At 27.2% G+C, this 15,176-nt stretch carries 18 protein-coding genes; 11 read left to right on the forward strand and 7 right to left on the reverse strand.

Annotated elements, in window-relative coordinates; all coding sequences use genetic code 11:
* Positions 1 to 16: 16 nt before the first annotated feature.
* From nusB to DAD81_RS11320, 8 genes are all read left to right on the forward strand, one after another.
* On the forward strand, positions 17 to 955 hold the full coding sequence (gene nusB / locus DAD81_RS11285) for a transcription antitermination factor NusB (RefSeq protein WP_111708376.1): 939 nt from the start codon (positions 17 to 19) through the stop codon (positions 953 to 955).
* Positions 956 to 966: 11 nt separating this feature from the next.
* On the forward strand, positions 967 to 1,419 hold the full coding sequence (locus DAD81_RS11290) for a DUF1573 domain-containing protein (RefSeq protein WP_111708377.1): 453 nt from the start codon (positions 967 to 969) through the stop codon (positions 1,417 to 1,419).
* Positions 1,420 to 1,439: 20 nt separating this feature from the next.
* Positions 1,440 to 1,760: a preprotein translocase subunit YajC gene (gene yajC / locus DAD81_RS11295; protein WP_111708378.1), complete on the forward strand. Its 321-nt coding sequence runs from the start codon at positions 1,440 to 1,442 to the stop codon at positions 1,758 to 1,760.
* Positions 1,761 to 1,833: 73 nt separating this feature from the next.
* Complete coding sequence (locus tag DAD81_RS11300; protein ID WP_111708379.1) at positions 1,834 to 2,802, forward strand: CdaR family protein; 969 nt, start codon at positions 1,834 to 1,836, stop codon at positions 2,800 to 2,802.
* Positions 2,799 to 3,380 carry a dephospho-CoA kinase gene (gene coaE, locus DAD81_RS11305; protein ID WP_111708380.1) on the forward strand — a complete coding sequence of 194 codons (582 nt, stop codon included), beginning with the start codon at positions 2,799 to 2,801 and terminating at the stop codon, positions 3,378 to 3,380. Before DAD81_RS11300 ends, coaE begins: the two co-directional genes overlap by 4 nt.
* Before the next feature lie 100 nt (positions 3,381 to 3,480).
* A complete protein-coding gene (locus DAD81_RS11310; protein ID WP_111708381.1) occupies positions 3,481 to 5,049 on the forward strand; it encodes a sensor histidine kinase in 1,569 nt (522 codons plus the stop codon).
* 12 nt (positions 5,050 to 5,061) lie between these two features.
* Complete coding sequence (locus tag DAD81_RS11315) at positions 5,062 to 5,760, forward strand: response regulator transcription factor (RefSeq protein WP_111708382.1); 699 nt, start codon at positions 5,062 to 5,064, stop codon at positions 5,758 to 5,760.
* 69 nt (positions 5,761 to 5,829) lie between these two features.
* Positions 5,830 to 6,450, forward strand: coding sequence for an L-threonylcarbamoyladenylate synthase (locus DAD81_RS11320; protein WP_111708383.1), 621 nt, complete (start codon positions 5,830 to 5,832; stop codon positions 6,448 to 6,450).
* Between the two features lie 2 nt (positions 6,451 to 6,452).
* Here DAD81_RS11320 and DAD81_RS11325 read toward each other — a convergent pair whose 3' ends face one another.
* A complete protein-coding gene (locus DAD81_RS11325) occupies positions 6,453 to 7,460 on the reverse strand; it encodes a glycosyltransferase family 2 protein (RefSeq protein WP_111708384.1) in 1,008 nt (335 codons plus the stop codon).
* A 46-nt stretch (positions 7,461 to 7,506) separates the two neighbouring features.
* Positions 7,507 to 7,956, reverse strand: a complete 450-nt coding sequence (locus DAD81_RS11330; RefSeq protein ID WP_111708385.1) for a type I restriction enzyme HsdR N-terminal domain-containing protein — start codon at positions 7,954 to 7,956, stop codon at positions 7,507 to 7,509.
* 29 nt (positions 7,957 to 7,985) lie between these two features.
* Here DAD81_RS11330 and holA point away from each other — a divergent pair, with 29 nt between their 5' ends.
* Positions 7,986 to 8,990 carry a DNA polymerase III subunit delta gene (gene holA / locus DAD81_RS11335; protein WP_111708386.1) on the forward strand — a complete coding sequence of 335 codons (1,005 nt, stop codon included), beginning with the start codon at positions 7,986 to 7,988 and terminating at the stop codon, positions 8,988 to 8,990.
* 168 nt (positions 8,991 to 9,158) lie between these two features.
* Here the strand turns inward: holA and DAD81_RS11340 are convergent, their stop codons facing one another.
* The 5 genes from DAD81_RS11340 to rlmH are packed head-to-tail and all read right to left on the reverse strand — an operon-like array spanning position 9,159 to position 13,082.
* On the reverse strand, positions 9,159 to 10,169 hold the full coding sequence (locus DAD81_RS11340) for a M28 family metallopeptidase (protein ID WP_111708387.1): 1,011 nt from the start codon (positions 10,167 to 10,169) through the stop codon (positions 9,159 to 9,161).
* Positions 10,170 to 10,206: 37 nt separating this feature from the next.
* Positions 10,207 to 11,001: an ABC transporter ATP-binding protein gene (locus tag DAD81_RS11345; protein WP_111708388.1), complete on the reverse strand. Its 795-nt coding sequence runs from the start codon at positions 10,999 to 11,001 to the stop codon at positions 10,207 to 10,209.
* Positions 11,001 to 12,032, reverse strand: a complete 1,032-nt coding sequence (locus DAD81_RS11350) for a FecCD family ABC transporter permease (protein WP_111708730.1) — start codon at positions 12,030 to 12,032, stop codon at positions 11,001 to 11,003. Before DAD81_RS11350 ends, DAD81_RS11345 begins: the two co-directional genes overlap by 1 nt.
* Positions 12,032 to 12,616, reverse strand: coding sequence for a non-canonical purine NTP diphosphatase (locus DAD81_RS11355; RefSeq protein WP_111708389.1), 585 nt, complete (start codon positions 12,614 to 12,616; stop codon positions 12,032 to 12,034). Before DAD81_RS11355 ends, DAD81_RS11350 begins: the two co-directional genes overlap by 1 nt.
* Positions 12,609 to 13,082 (reverse strand): 23S rRNA (pseudouridine(1915)-N(3))-methyltransferase RlmH, encoded by a 474-nt coding sequence (gene rlmH, locus DAD81_RS11360; protein ID WP_111708390.1) that lies wholly within the window; start codon positions 13,080 to 13,082, stop codon positions 12,609 to 12,611. The genes DAD81_RS11355 and rlmH overlap by 8 nt, the downstream gene beginning before the upstream one ends.
* 77 nt (positions 13,083 to 13,159) lie before the next feature.
* On the opposite strand from rlmH, the gene nadC reads away from it, so the two are divergent.
* The gene (gene nadC, locus DAD81_RS11365; protein WP_111708391.1) at positions 13,160 to 14,020 is read left to right on the forward strand and encodes a carboxylating nicotinate-nucleotide diphosphorylase; all 861 of its coding nucleotides are present in this window, start codon (positions 13,160 to 13,162) and stop codon (positions 14,018 to 14,020) included.
* 160 nt (positions 14,021 to 14,180) lie between these two features.
* Positions 14,181 to 15,116 (forward strand): YihY/virulence factor BrkB family protein, encoded by a 936-nt coding sequence (locus DAD81_RS11370; protein WP_111708392.1) that lies wholly within the window; start codon positions 14,181 to 14,183, stop codon positions 15,114 to 15,116.
* Positions 15,117 to 15,176: the final 60 nt, after the last annotated feature.

Consider the following 15,176-nt stretch of genomic DNA (forward strand, 5'->3'; position numbering starts at 1 on the left):
GTTTAAAGTTCTTTAAATGATAAATAGAAGACATATTAGAGTTAAAGTTATGCAATCAGTTTATGCTTTGCTCCAATCAAAAAGTGATATACTTGACAAGGAAGAGAAATTTTTATATTCGAGTATAGATAGAATGTTTGATTTCTACACTCTAGTATTACGTTTATTTGTTGAAGTGAAAAATTTGGAGAGAAACCATATTATTATTTCTCAAAAGAAGTATTTAGCAACTAAACAAGAATTAAATCCTAATAAAAAATTCATAAACAACGAGATTTTTAGAATATTTGAAGAAAGTTTTTCTTTAAATGATTATCTAGAAGCTAATAAAATGAATTATTGGGAGCTTGATGACGAGTACATTAAGGAGATTTTGAAAAAAACTAAAGAAAGCGAATTGTATTCAAAATATATGAATTCAGAAAAATCTTCATTTGAAGAAGATAAAGAATTTATAGCGGCTTTATTTAAAGAAGTAATTGCACCTAATGAAAAATTGGCTGATTATTTTGAAGATAAAAATATTAGTTGGGTTGATGATATTCCATTTGTAAATACATGGGTATTAAAAACAATTAATCAGCAAAAAAATGGAAAGCCATTTGTTCTTGGTAAATTATACAAAGATGAAGATGATAAAAAGTTTGTAGTTGATTTATTTAGAAAAGTTGTTTTAAATCATACCGAATTTGAAAAGGATATAATAGATAAAACTCCAAATTGGGATGCCGATAGAATTGCAGATATTGATATGATTCTTATAAAAATGGCAATTTGTGAATTTTTAAAATTCCCTTCAATTCCATCAAGAGTTACAATTAATGAATATATAGAGATTTCTAAAGATTATTCAACAAATAAGAGTAGCTATTTTATTAATGGAGTTTTGGATAAAATTTTAAAAGATTTTACAGCAACAAATAGATTGACTAAAATAGGACGTGGATTATTATAAATTTAAATAGTATGAAAAATAGATTAATTATTTCATTATTAATGTTGAGTTTGGTTGTTTCCTCTTGTAAAGATGATGCAGCATCAAAAATTAAAACTTCAAGTTTAGAAAGTGTAAAAGAAAGAGATGCACTTATGAAATTGGGTTCGCCAATTATTGAGTTTGATAAAACTGAATATAATTTTGGTGAAGTTACCGAAGGTGATCTTGTTGAAGGTTCTTTTACAATAACAAATAAAGGTAAGGTTCCTTTAATTATTACAAATGCAAAAGCAACTTGTGGTTGTACAGTTCCAACTTGGCCTAAAGAAGAAATTATGCCGGGTGAGTCAGCACCTTTAAATTTTACTTTTAATTCTAGAGGAAGAGAAGGAAAGCAAAGTAAATCTATCACATTACAAACAAATACAGAAAAAATATCTGAGATTATTAGAATTAAAGGTACAGTAATTAAGAAAAAATAAATTTTAAAAAACAAATTAGAATGTATACATCAATTTTATTAGCAGAAGCAGCAAGTTCATTAACAAGTATGTTACCATTTTTATTAATGTTCGTAGTGATCTATTTATTTATGATTAGACCACAAATGAAGAAAGCTAAAAACGAGAAAAATTTTCAAAATACAATTGCAAAAGGTAATAAGGTTGTAACTACTAGCGGAATTCATGGTAAAATCTTGGATATTGTTGAAGGAGATAATACCGTAATTATTGAAACTGGAGCTGGGAAAATTAAATTTGAACGTTCTGCAATTTCAATGGAATTAAGTAAAAAATATGCTGCACCTGCTGCAAAAAAATAACATATAATTACATACAAAGAAAAGTGAGCCTATGAGCTCACTTTTTTTGTATATTTAATGTTTAAGAAAATTAATGAAAACGACTATTAAAACTTCAGGTTTAACATTAATAAATAATAGAAAAATTAAAGTATTTGTGTTTTTTCTAATATTAACATCTATTATGTGGGTGTTAATTGAATTATCAAAAACATATACAAGTTCTGCTATTTTTAAGGCAGAATATGAAAATTTACCAGCTGATAAATTAATACAAGTAGCACCTGTTTCTAAAATTGATATAGCTATTAAAGGTCCAGGTTTTGACTTGTTAAAATATAAATTAAGATCACAAAAAATTAATTTTAGATTAAATAATTTAGCGAAAAAAGGAAACTCTTATTATTTTTTACCAAATTTACAACTATCAAGAATTAATGCTAAAATAATTGGAGAAACAGAATTATTACGAATTTCAAATGACACTATTTTTGTTGAAATAGGAAATAATATATCTAAAAAAGTACCCGTAATTTCAAAAGGTGAAATTAAATTTAAATTAGGATATAACTTTTTAGAAAAATTAAAAATACAACCAGATTCAATAACAATATCTGGGCCCCAGAAATATATTGATTCTATAAAAGAAGTTTCAACTTCCTTTTTTAAATTAAATGATGTGTATGAGAGTATTGAACGTGAAATAATTCTAAAAAATCCTCAAAAAAATAAAAACATAAAATTTTCAAACACTAAAGTGAAAATTTTTGGTATAGTTGATAAATTTACTGAAGGTAAAATTAAAATTCCAGTTCAAATAATTAATGAACCTAAAAACATAAAGGTAAATCCGTTTCCAAAAGAAATAGAAATTATTTATCAAGCTGGATTGTCTAATTTTAATGATATAAATGAAAATAGTTTTTCAATTGTTTTTGATTATAATCAATATTTAAAAGATACAACAACACAATTTTTAACCCCCATAATTAAGCAAAAAAGTAAATTTGTATCTACGCTTAAACTAAATCCTAATAAAATAGAATTTTTATTACAAAAATGAAGATAATTGGCTTAACAGGAGGAATTGGAAGTGGGAAAACTACTGTTTTAAAGTTGTTTAAACAGTTGGGGTATGATACATATATTGCTGATGACGAAGCAAAAAAACTAATGAATTCTGATAAAGAATTAATTAGTGATATAAAATTGTTATTTGGGGCTGAAGCTTATAAAGAGAATAAGTTAAATCGTCCACATATTGCAGCAATAGTATTTGAAGATAAAGAAAAATTAGGGAAGTTAAATAAAATTGTACACCCAAAAGTAAAGCAACACTTTATAAATTTTGTAAAAGCTTCATCAGCTAAATTTGTTATTTATGAATCTGCCATTTTATTTGAAAGTGGTACTTATAAACAATGCGATTATATTATTACTGTTATTGCCAATTTAAACGAGCGTTTAGAAAGAATTGCAAAAAGAGATGGTATTTCTAAAAAACAAATAATGGCTAGGATGAAAAATCAGTTAGATGATGAATTTAAAATCAAGAAGTCCCATTTTGTAATAGATAATTCTGATATTATTGATGCCAAAAGCCAAGTTTTAACCATATTTAATATCTTTTCAAATCTTTAGAATAGTAAACATTATCTTAATTTTCTGTTAATAAATTATATTTTTAGCTAACTTTGAGTAAATAAAGGTAATTTTAATGTTAAAAGTTTAATTTTACCAAATGAGCAAAAAAATATTTTTACTTATCATTGTTCTAATGAGTATTTCATTGATAGGTATTATTACTGTTCAAGTTTTTTGGATTAAAAATACGGTTCAAATTACAGAGAAACAGTTTACATCGAATGTGCGTTTTGCATTAGCAAAATTATCTGAAGATATTAGACAAAGAGAATTTGATGATTTTTATGAAAAATATGCAGCTAATTATAAGGAGGGAACATTAATTAAAGGTTCAGACGTTAGAAATTTTATTTTTGAAAGAATTGACACCATAAATAATGAGCGTTTTACTTTTTCACAAAGTATAATAGAACAGAATTATAAAGTACCTGCTGAGTTCTTTGATAGTGACTCTATAAATTTTAAAGAAATTTATAGTAAGGAGAAAGTTTCAATTATAGACAATAACGTATTAGATAATATTGTCAATAAAAATAACTTACCAGAAGAACACCTTACAAAAATGAGAAGGTTAAAAGAAGCAGAAAAAACACTATTGGTGCAGTCTTTTGATGCTTCAAGAAAAAAATTACCTATTAATCAGAGAGTTAGTAATAATGAAATTACAACAAGATTAGATAGAGAATTAAAAAGTAAAGGAATAGATACCGATTTTAAGTATGGTATTTATAGCAATGGATTAGCAACTCAGGTAAAATCGGGTTATTTTAGAAAAGAATCGGGTAAAAGTTATATGGTTCCTATGTTTGCAGATTCAGAGGGGAAAAGCGAGTTTCAATTATTTGTTACTTTTCCTGAAAAAAAGAATTTTATTCTTTCTTCAATCTTTAAGATTTTGGGGCTTTCAGCTTTTTTTATTCTTATAATTATTTTGGCATTTGTAACTGCTTTATATCAGTTAATTAGACAAAAACAAATTTCTGAGATAAAAACAGATTTTATTAATAATATGACCCACGAGTTTAAAACTCCTATTGCAACTATTAATTTAGCTTTGGATGCTATTAAGAATCCAAAAATAATTGGTGATCAAGATAAAGTGAAGCGTTATGTGCAAATGATTCGTGAAGAGAACAAAAGAATGCATGCACAAGTTGAGAATGTATTAAGAATTTCAAAACTTGAAAAAAACCAATTAGATGTAAGCAAGGAAGCTGTTGATATGCATGATATAATTGAAGATGCAGTGGATCATGTAGAATTATTGATTAGAGATAAAGGGGGTTATATAAAAAATAATATGAAAGCTGGTTTTACTGAAATTTTAGGGAATCAATTTCATTTAACTAGTGTAATAGTTAATATGTTAGATAATGCGATAAAATACTCAGAGGAGGCACCTAAAATTGATATTTTAACGGAAAATACAGCTAAAAGTCTTATAATAAAGATTAAAGATCAAGGAATAGGAATGAATAAAAATGTTCAAAAGAATATTTTTAAGAAATTTTATAGAGAAGAAAGAGGAAATATTCATAATGTGAAAGGACATGGTTTAGGACTTTCTTATGTGAAAAAAATAATAGAAATTCATCAAGGTGAAATATTTGTAGAAAGTGAAAAAGGAGTAGGAAGCACTTTTACAATTAAATTACCAATAATTTAAACTTAAAAAAACATGGAAAATAGTAGAATTTTATTAGTTGAAGATGATCCAAATTTTGGAACAGTCTTAAAAGATTACTTATCTTTAAATGATTACAATGTTACTCATGCAAAAGATGGATTAGAAGGGTTAATTATGTTTAAAAATGATGATTATGATTTATGCATTTTAGATGTTATGATGCCTAGAAAAGATGGTTTTTCTTTAGCAAAAGATATTAGAGCAACTAATTCTGAAGTGCCAATTATATTTTTAACAGCCAAAACAATGAAAGAGGATGTTTTAAAAGGGTATCAGGCAGGTGCAGATGACTACTTAAATAAACCATTTGATTCTGAAGTTTTATTATATAAAATAAAAGCAGTTTTACAACGTAAAGAAACTGAGCAAAGTATTGAAGAAGATACGTTTGAATTTACTATTGGTAAATTTGAATTTAACTCTAAACTACGTCATTTATCATTTGATGGCGGTGAAGCACAGAAACTTTCTCCAAAAGAAAGTAAATTGTTAAAAATGTTAGCTATGTATAAAAATGATTTAATGCAAAGAGAGTTGGCTTTAACAAAAATTTGGAGAGATGATAATTATTTCACTTCTAGAAGTATGGATGTTTATATTGCTAAGCTTAGAAAATATTTAAAAGCAGATGAAAATGTAGAAATTCTAAATATTCACGGAGAAGGATTTAGGTTGATAGATAAATCATAAGAATTAAACCTGCTAACGCAGGTTTTTTTATGCTTAAAATGATTTACCTTTGTATATATTCTTAAAATTATGGCACAGTTTATTAAAATATATGAGGAAAATCCTAATGAAAAGGATTTAGATAAAGTTGTTAAAGTTTTAAAAAAAGGAGGCTTAATAATTTATCCAACAGATACTGTTTATGGTTTAGGTTGTGATATTACAAATCATAAGGCAATGGAGAAAGTTGCCAAAATAAAAGGTGTAAAATTAGATAAAGCTAATTTTTCTTTTATCTGTTATGATTTAAGTAATCTTTCAGATTATGTGAAACAAATTGATACTGCAACATATAAAATTTTAAAAAAGCATTTACCTGGTCCATTTACTTTTGTTTTGCCAAGTAGTAATAATTTACCTAAGTCTTTTAAGAAAAAGAAAACAGTTGGAATTAGAATTCCGGATAATAACATAATAAGAGAGTTGGTAAAACGCTTAGGGAATCCTATTGTTTCAACTTCTATTTATGATGAAGATTATGTGGTAGAATATACTACAGACCCTGAATTAATTCTTGAAAAATGGGAAAATATAGTTGATTGTGTAATTGATGGAGGTTATGGAGATAATAGCCCTTCAACAGTTATAGATTTATCTGAGGGTGATCCAATAATAATAAGAGAAGGTAAAGGAAGTGTTGAAGATTTTTAAAGCTATTTTTTAATAAGGTCATTATATTTTTTCTTTCCTTTTATAAAATGTGCTAAAATGATGCTATCCACTTTAAAATAATTACTCTTTTTAAATTGGTTATTTCTTTTTTTATACATTTTACCAGACATTTTATAAAAACTAATATGAGCCTTAATTATAGCTAAAGTATGTTTTGGTTTTAGTTCTATAAAAAATTTAGCACCTGCAATTCCATCTAATATAAAGCGTGTAAATAAAACTCCAAACAACATCTTTTTTGGAACATTTTTTAATAGAGTAAATAAACTGTTTCTGAAATTTAGAAATGTTTTTTGCGGACTCTCTTCCTTTAAAGTTGCAGCACCAACATGGTAAATTGTTGATGTTCCTATATATTTAATTTTGTAATTTAAGTTTTGAACTTTCCAACATAAATCAATTTCTTCTTGATGGGAGAAATAATCTTCATCAAAACCATTCAAATCGTTGAAAACTTTTGATCTTACAAAAAAGCAGGCTCCTGAAGCCCAGAATATTTCTGAAATATCGTTAAATTGATTTGTGTCTTTTTCTAATTCAGAAAATATTCTACCTCTACAAAATGGATATCCATATTTATCTATAAAACCACCTGCAGCGCCAGCATGTTCAAAGTATTGCTTATTTTTATAATCTAATATTTTTGGTTGAGTTATTACTGTTTCAGGTTCGTTTTTAAATATTGAAATGATAGGAGTTAGCCAATTTTCAGTAACTTCTAGGTCAGAATTTACAAGTCCGTAAATATCTGCTTTAACCTTTTTTAAAGCATCATTATATCCTTTTGAATAACCTCCATTTTTTTCATTTTCAACTATAGTTACCGAAGGATAATTGTTTTTAATAAAATTGATTGAATCATCAGTAGAAGCGTTATCGGCAAGAACAATTTCAACATTATCTATATTGCTATATTTGATTATTGAAGGAAGAAATTTTTCCAATAATTCTTTTCCGTTCCAGTTTAATATTACAAGGGCTATTTTCACAAATGCAAACTTACTTTAAAAATGATAAATACAGTTTAATTTTTTCTTAAATATTGTTGTAATTAGGAATATCTTTTAAAAAAATATAGCATTCATTTTCAAAATCCATTTTACAGTAAAAATGTTCTAAACCGTTTGTAGTAATTAAGTAATTTGCCTTTAATTTTAGATTATATCTTGCAATTTGATCAAAAGTATCTTGTGTAATTTTAACAGATGGGGCTTTACATTCAACAATTATATTTGGCTCTCCCTTTTTATTGAAAATTAAAATATCTGTTCTTTTGGTAAGTTTATTAATGGTTAATTTTTTTTCAACAGAAATTAATGATATTGGATATTTTTTTTCATTAATTAAATAATGAATAAAATGTTGTCTCACCCATTCTTCTGGAGTTAATACAATATTTTTTTTTCGAATGATATCAAAAATAAAATACTTATTTTCACTACTTTTGATTCTGAATTTATAAGAAGGTAAATTCAATTGTTGCATAAAGCAAAAATGCTAATTTTTTTTCATAAATGAGTGACGTTACCAAAATAGTTTCTGATATAAAAAGTGGAAATATAAAACCTATTTATTTTTTAATGGGTGAGGAGCCTTATTATATAGATAGGATTTCAGAATATATTGAAAACAATATTTTAGCAGAAGAGGAAAAGGGATTCAATCAAATGGTTTTGTATGGTAGAGATGTTACCATTGAAGAGATTATTGATAATTCTAAGCGTTTTCCAATGATGGCCGATAGGCAAGTGGTAATTATAAAGGAAGCTCAAGATTTATCTAGAACTATTGAAAAATTGGTTTCATATGCTAAAAATCCTCAACCTTCAACTGTGTTGGTACTTTGTTATAAGTACAAAAAAATTGATAAACGTAAAGCGCTGTATAAAACAATTCAAAAAGTAGGATTGGTTTATGAAAGTAAAAAATTGTACGAAAATCAAGTTGCAGATTGGATTAGAAGAGTTTTAGCAGGAAAAAAATTTCAAATAGATACGAAAGCAACCTTAATGCTTGTTGAATTTTTAGGAACTGATTTAAGTAAAATTAGTAATGAACTAGATAAACTAATGGTTGTGCTTTCTAGTGGAGCAACTATTACTCCAAAGGAAATTGAAGAGAATATTGGAATTAGTAAGGATTTTAATAATTTTGAATTAAGAAAGGCTATTGGGGAACGAAATGTATTAAAATCGAATAGAATTATTAATCATTTTGCGCAAAATCAAAAGGCAAATCCAATGGTTATGACTATTTCTTTATTAAATAGTTTTTTTACGCAATTGCTTATTTATCATAGTTTAAATGATAAGTCTAAAAACAGTGTAGCCAAGGCTTTGGGTATTAACCCGTTTTTTGTAACTGATTATTCTGTTGCTGCAAAAAATTATCCAATGCGAAAAGTATCTCAAGTTATTGGTTTGTTAAGAGAAGCAGATATTAAAAGTAAAGGTGTTGGAGCAAATTCCTTATCTCCAAGAGACATATTAAAAGAGTTGCTTTTTAAAATTATTCATTAATAGTACTATCTAAATTAAGTAATATAGATACCTGTTTTCACAGATATTACAGCTTATTGTTGAATTTTAGGATTGATTATAATTCAATTGTACTAAATTCCGTTGAAACTTTTTATTTCTGCGAAGCCACTTCGAATCTAATTAAAGTTTATTGCATTCAAAATAAGGTTATTTATCAACGGCAATTCTGTTTTCTCTATTGGCAATTTCCCAAGCAGTGTAAAAAATTAATTGAGTACGTTTTTGTAAAACTTCATAATTTATTTTATCTGGAGTATCAGAAGGTTCATGATAATCTTGATGGGTTCCATTAAAGTAAAAAATGATTGGAATATTGTTTTTTGCAAAATTATAATGGTCAGATCTGTAGTAAAAACGATTAGGATCGTCGTCATCATTATATTGGTAATCTAAATGTAAGTTAGTAAATTGATCATTAATGGTTTCGGATAACAAATGTAATTCAGAACTTAATTTATCAGACCCAATTAAATAAACAAATTCAGGTTGTTTTTCATGCGCATCGTCTACACGACCAATCATATCAATATTTAAATTTACAATTGTATTTTTAAGAGGGAAAATAGGGTGACTTACATAATACTTAGAACCTAAAAGACCTTTTTCTTCACCTGTTACATGAAGGAATAATATTGAGCGTTTTGGTCCTTTCCCATTTTCAACAGCTTTTTTAAATGCTTCAGCTATTTCCAAAATTGCTACATTTCCAGACCCATTATCATCAGCCCCATTATATATTTCATCATCTGTAATTCCTAAATGATCTAAATGAGCAGAAATAACAATTATTTCTTCTGGTTTTTCAGACCCTTTAATAAATGCCAACACATTTTCTGAAGGTTTTAAGTTAGGTTTTAAGTTTTCTGTTGGTATGTTTTGGTAATAGTTACCATAACTAATTGGAGATGGAATATTGTGATTTACATAAAATTTTTTTAAATATTCAGCAGCTTTTTTTTGCCCAGGTTCACCTGTGTTTCTACCTTCAAATTCATCAGAAGCAAAAACATACAAACGCTCTTTTAAATCAGCTTCTGTTATTGTATTTGCATATTTGGTCGCAGTTTCACCTGTAGCTTCAGCAGTTGCATTTATATGATTGTTACTAGCACAATTTATAAGGAGTATTGATGAAAATATAAGAAGTAGTGTTTTCATTGTGTGAATTTTCAATAAAACCAAAAGTATAAAAATATTAGGAGTGTTTTATTGTGAATTGTTTTAAACTTTTATTAAATTTAATTAGGTCAGAGTCAAATAGTTGTTCTAAATTATTGTTTTCAATTAAATCATTTGTTTTTCCACAAATAAAATTTTGAGGAGTCATTAGCCATAATTCATCAGCTAATTGAAGCGTTAAATTGGTTTCATGGGTTGAAATAATAATTGTTTTATTGAATTCTTTAGCTAAATTTTTGAGTAATGAAAATGTATTTACTGTGTGATGCAAATCTAAATGTGCTGTAGGTTCATCTAATACAATTATTGGAGTGTTTTGAGCTAGTGCACGAGCAATTAATACTTTTTGTAATTGTCCATCACTTAATTCATAACATTTGGATTGCATTAAGTGTTTTGTGTTGGTTTTTTCAAAGGCTAACTGAATAATTTCTAAATCGTTAGTTGTTAAGTAACCAATCCAATTTGTAAAAGGTTGTCTACCTAATGCTACCAATTCAAAAACGGTTAAACTGCTATCGGGTAAACGTTCAGTTAAAACAAGACTCAATGTTTTAGCTAGTTGATTATTGCCAACTTTGTTTATGTTGTTTTCATCTATAAAAATATCACCAGATAATGCAGGTTGTACTTTAGTTAAGGTTCTAAGTAAAGTAGATTTTCCAATTCCATTTTTACCTAACAAACCAACCATATTTCCTGCTTTCAATTGAATATTCAAATTTGAAGCTATGGTTGTAGTTTCATTTTTTGATGTATAACCAATACTTAAATTAGAAGTTCTTATAATATATTTTTCAGTTGAATTCATTAATAATATATTTTGCGTTTTCTAACCAATAACCAAATAATTATTGGAGCTCCAAATAATGATGTTATGGCATTAATTGGTAAAGTAAATTCACTTGTTGGCAATTGAGCAATACTATCACATATTAACATAATTATAGCTCCACTAATAGCAACAGCAGGTAACAGTATTTTATGATTAGATGTGCTAAAAAGCAATTTAGTTAAATGCGGAACGGCTAACCCAATAAAGGCAATAGGACCTGAAAAAGCGGTTATTACTCCGGTTAATAAACTTGTTGCAATTAATACAATGTTTCTGGTGCTTTTAACATTTACGCCCATACTTTTAGCATAATTTTCACCTAAAAGTAAACTATTTAGAGGCTTTATGATAAATACAACCAAAGATATACCAATAATAAAGGTAACTGACAATGCAAAAATTTCACTCCAGCTTAAGTTTCCTAAACTACCAAAACTCCAAAACATAAATTGTTGTAATTGGCTTGCACTACTAAAATAAGCTAAAATGCTAATTACTGCAGAAGTTAAACTTCCAAACATTAATCCAATAATTAAAATAGACATGGTATTTCTAACCTTTATGGCAGCAATCATAACAGCAGATAATACTAAAAAAGCACCCAAACTAGCGGCAATGGCCAATCCAAAATTACTAAAAGAAAAACTTGAAATACTAGCACCTAAAAATGAAGCTCCTAAAATTAAAATGGCAACTCCTAAACTTGCTCCAGAACTTATTCCTAAAACAAAAGGTCCCGCTAGTGGATTTCTAAATAAGGTTTGCATTAATAAGCCACTTATTGATAAACCAGAGCCTACAATAATAGCTGTTATTGCTTTAGGTAATCTGTAATTATAAACAATTGCTCTCCAAGATTCTTTTTCAACTTCACCATTAATTAATGAAGAGAAAATTCCTTTTAATGGTATGTAAACCGATCCTAAACTAATATTTACTAAGAAAATTATCACTAAAACAAATAGTAATAAAATAAAAGTATTTCGATATGATTTTTCTGTAGGAATCAAGAATAGCTATTTAAAAAAGTTACTAATTTTTCAATTGCCTTTCCTCGGTGACTAATCGCGCCTTTTTCTCTCATTTCCATTTCAGCAAATGATTTTGTATATCCTGTAGGTTTAAAAATAGGGTCGTAACCAAATCCATCTTTACCTTTTTTTGTTTTCAAAATTTCACCAGTGCAAACACCTTCAAAAAGATATTGTTTTCCTTCAATATTTAAAGCAACTGCAGTTCTAAATTGTGCTTTTCTGTTTTGTATGTTTTCAAGTTCATTTAATAGTTTAGCCATATTATCCTCAGAATTGCATTTTTCACTTGCATAACGAGCAGAGTAAACTCCCGGAGCATTGTTTAAAGCTTTAACTTCCAGTCCAGTGTCATCTGCAAAACAGTTTAAACCAAATTTTTCAGTAATATAATTTGCTTTTAAAATGGCATTTCCTTCTAATGTATTTGCGGTTTCAGGGATATCATCAAAACAATTAATATCAGCTAAACTAACTATTTTAAAGTTTGTAAGCATTGCCTGAACTTCTTTAAGTTTGTTTTTGTTATTAGTAGCAAAAACTAATTTTAATTTACTCATGGTGGTAAGGTTCGTTTTTTAAAATAGTATAAGCTCGGTAAATTTGTTCAACAACAAATAAGCGAATCATTTGATGTGAGAAAGTCATTTTTGATAATGAAATTTTTCCTTGTGCTTTTTTATATACTTCATCTGAAAATCCATAAGGACCTCCAATTACTAATACTAATTGTTTAATACCAGAATTCATTTTTTTTTGAAGGAACTTTGAAAAATCTATAGATCTAAATTCTTTTCCTTTTTCATCTAATAATACTAATTGATCGGTTGGAGTTAATTTTTTTAAGATAATTTCTCCTTCTTTTTCCTTTTGTTGTTGTTCACTTAAATTCTTAACATTTTTTATATCAGGAATTACTTCTAATTGAAATCCAATATAATGTTTCAACCTCTTTTGATAGTTTTCAATAAGAGATTGTAAATTTTTATCATCGGTTTTTCCAATAGCGAGTAATTTGATTTTCATTGGGCAAATATAAAAAGAAATAAAGATGAATTTTTTGAAAATAAAAAAGTTATTTTTGTGTGAAAATACGAACAAAAATGATAAGTAAAGAACAATTTCAAAAAGAACTAGATTTAATAATTGCTAATGCTATAAGAGAAGACGTTGGAGAAGGGGATCATAGCTCTTTAGCTTGTATTCCTACTGAAGCGATGGGTAAGGCTAAACTTTTGGTAAAAGAAGATGGAATTATAGCAGGAGTTGAAATGGCTAAAAGAATTTTTAAATATGTAGATGCCGATATGCAGGTTGAAACTCTTATTAATGATGGTACACCGGTTAAATATGGAGATATCGTTTTTTATGTAACGGGAAGATCTCAATCAATATTAAAGGCAGAACGTTTAGTATTGAATGTTTTACAAAGAATGAGTGCAATTGCCACAAAAACAAATGAGTTTGTAAAATTGTTAGAAGGTACTAAAACAAAGGTTTTAGATACACGTAAAACAACACCAGGAATTAGAGCTATTGAAAAATGGGCTGTTGTAATTGGTGGAGGTGAAAATCATAGATTTGCTTTATATGATATGATTATGTTAAAAGATAACCATATTGATTTTTGTGGAGGTGTTGCAAAGGCAATTTCTCAAACAAAAAAATACCTTAAAGAGAAGAATCTAGATTTAAAAATTATTGTGGAAGCAAGAAGTTTAGAAGAAATAAAAGAAATATTAGAAGAAGGCGGTGTTTATAGAATTTTAATAGACAATTTTAACTATGAAGACACTGTTACAGCGGTTAACTTAATAGGAAATCAATGTAAGACAGAATCTTCAGGAGGTATTAATTTAGAGACTGCACGTAAATATGCAGAATGTGGAGTAGATTGTATTTCGTCAGGTGCATTAACACATTCAGTTTACAATATGGATTTAAGTTTAAAGGCTGTAGAGTAACCTTTAAAGAAAAGTTTCAAAGAAATAAAGTTACAAATAGGTAAAGTGAAAATGTGAGAATGATGTTAAGTTTAATTAGAAAATTAAAAGAAAGAAGAAAATCTTAAACCTAAGTTAGTATGCAAATTTGACTCTTTTGCATCTCTGAAACTATAAAACAATGACAAAAGTAATAGAAGATAGCCTCGATAAAATTCCAATTATAAATTGGTTGGTTAAACTTGTAAAAAAAATAAAAATTCCAGGTTTATTAGGTATGTCGCTTTATGATGTTATCGAAATGTATGTTATTGGTATTGTAAAAGGAGCCTTAACTTCAAGAGCGGGTGGAATTGCTTTTAGTTTTTTTATGGCTTTATTTCCTTTTATTTTATTCATATTAACATTAATTCCATATGTACCTATTGAAGGTTTTCAAGAGGATTTTTTGGTGATGATTGAACAATTGTTACCCCCAAATACAGCTGATGCAGTTCATGTTGTAATTGAAGATATTGCAAATAATAGATATGGAGGTTTATTATCTTTTGGGTTTTTAGCGTCCATTTTTTTAATGACAAATGGTGTTAACGCTATTTTAGGTGGTTTTGAGTATTCGTACCATGTAACCGAAATGCGAAGTATTTTAAGACAGTATTTTATATCAATGGGAATGGCAATTTTATTGTCAATAACATTAATATCTACTGTGGCAATCATTATTTATTTTGAAATTGGAATTGAAAATTTAAAAAGTAAAGGTTGGTTAAAAGATGATCTTTTTTGGATTGAAAAAGGACAGTTTATGTTTTTTGTATTGTTAATATTTGTAACTGTTTCATTTTTATATAAATATGGAACTAAAGAAGTAAAACATTTTGCGTTTTTTACGCCAGGTTCCATATTAACTACCATATTAACCATAGTAATGTTTAAATTGTTTTCAATTTATGTATTAAAGTTTGCAACCTATAATCAATTATATGGATCTATTGGAACCTTACTTATTTTAATGCTTTTTGTATGGTTAAATTCAATCATCTTACTTTTAGGTTTCGAGTTAAATGCAAGTATTAGTAAGTTGCGAAAATATAAACCAAATGAAATTGATTTATAAAGATAGCAAGTTAAATTTAAACACAATTGGGAGTGTAAACTAGTGAATTCCTTATGTTGT

The sequence above is a fragment of the Lutibacter citreus genome (assembly GCF_003260195.1).
GTDB classification, from domain to species: domain Bacteria; phylum Bacteroidota; class Bacteroidia; order Flavobacteriales; family Flavobacteriaceae; genus Lutibacter; species Lutibacter citreus.

What these genes read in the sequence shown, in the direction of transcription:
- DAD81_RS11320 (WP_111708383.1), top strand. Translation starts at nt 5,830, where the DNA reads ATGGCACAGTTTATTAAAATATATGAGGAAAATCCTAATGAAAAGGAT.
- DAD81_RS11310 (WP_111708381.1), top strand. Translation starts at nt 3,481, where the DNA reads ATGAGCAAAAAAATATTTTTACTTATCATTGTTCTAATGAGTATTTCA.
- DAD81_RS11315 (WP_111708382.1), top strand. Translation starts at nt 5,062, where the DNA reads ATGGAAAATAGTAGAATTTTATTAGTTGAAGATGATCCAAATTTTGGA.
- nusB (WP_111708376.1), top strand. Translation starts at nt 17, where the DNA reads ATGATAAATAGAAGACATATTAGAGTTAAAGTTATGCAATCAGTTTAT.
- coaE (WP_111708380.1), top strand. Translation starts at nt 2,799, where the DNA reads ATGAAGATAATTGGCTTAACAGGAGGAATTGGAAGTGGGAAAACTACT.
- rlmH (WP_111708390.1), bottom strand. Translation starts at nt 13,082, where the DNA reads ATGAAAATCAAATTACTCGCTATTGGAAAAACCGATGATAAAAATTTA.
- DAD81_RS11300 (WP_111708379.1), top strand. Translation starts at nt 1,834, where the DNA reads ATGAAAACGACTATTAAAACTTCAGGTTTAACATTAATAAATAATAGA.
- DAD81_RS11340 (WP_111708387.1), bottom strand. Translation starts at nt 10,169, where the DNA reads ATGAAAACACTACTTCTTATATTTTCATCAATACTCCTTATAAATTGT.
- holA (WP_111708386.1), top strand. Translation starts at nt 7,986, where the DNA reads ATGAGTGACGTTACCAAAATAGTTTCTGATATAAAAAGTGGAAATATA.
- yajC (WP_111708378.1), top strand. Translation starts at nt 1,440, where the DNA reads ATGTATACATCAATTTTATTAGCAGAAGCAGCAAGTTCATTAACAAGT.
- DAD81_RS11345 (WP_111708388.1), bottom strand. Translation starts at nt 11,001, where the DNA reads ATGAATTCAACTGAAAAATATATTATAAGAACTTCTAATTTAAGTATT.
- DAD81_RS11355 (WP_111708389.1), bottom strand. Translation starts at nt 12,616, where the DNA reads ATGAGTAAATTAAAATTAGTTTTTGCTACTAATAACAAAAACAAACTT.
- DAD81_RS11330 (WP_111708385.1), bottom strand. Translation starts at nt 7,956, where the DNA reads ATGCAACAATTGAATTTACCTTCTTATAAATTCAGAATCAAAAGTAGT.
- DAD81_RS11290 (WP_111708377.1), top strand. Translation starts at nt 967, where the DNA reads ATGAAAAATAGATTAATTATTTCATTATTAATGTTGAGTTTGGTTGTT.
- DAD81_RS11370 (WP_111708392.1), top strand. Translation starts at nt 14,181, where the DNA reads ATGACAAAAGTAATAGAAGATAGCCTCGATAAAATTCCAATTATAAAT.
- nadC (WP_111708391.1), top strand. Translation starts at nt 13,160, where the DNA reads ATGATAAGTAAAGAACAATTTCAAAAAGAACTAGATTTAATAATTGCT.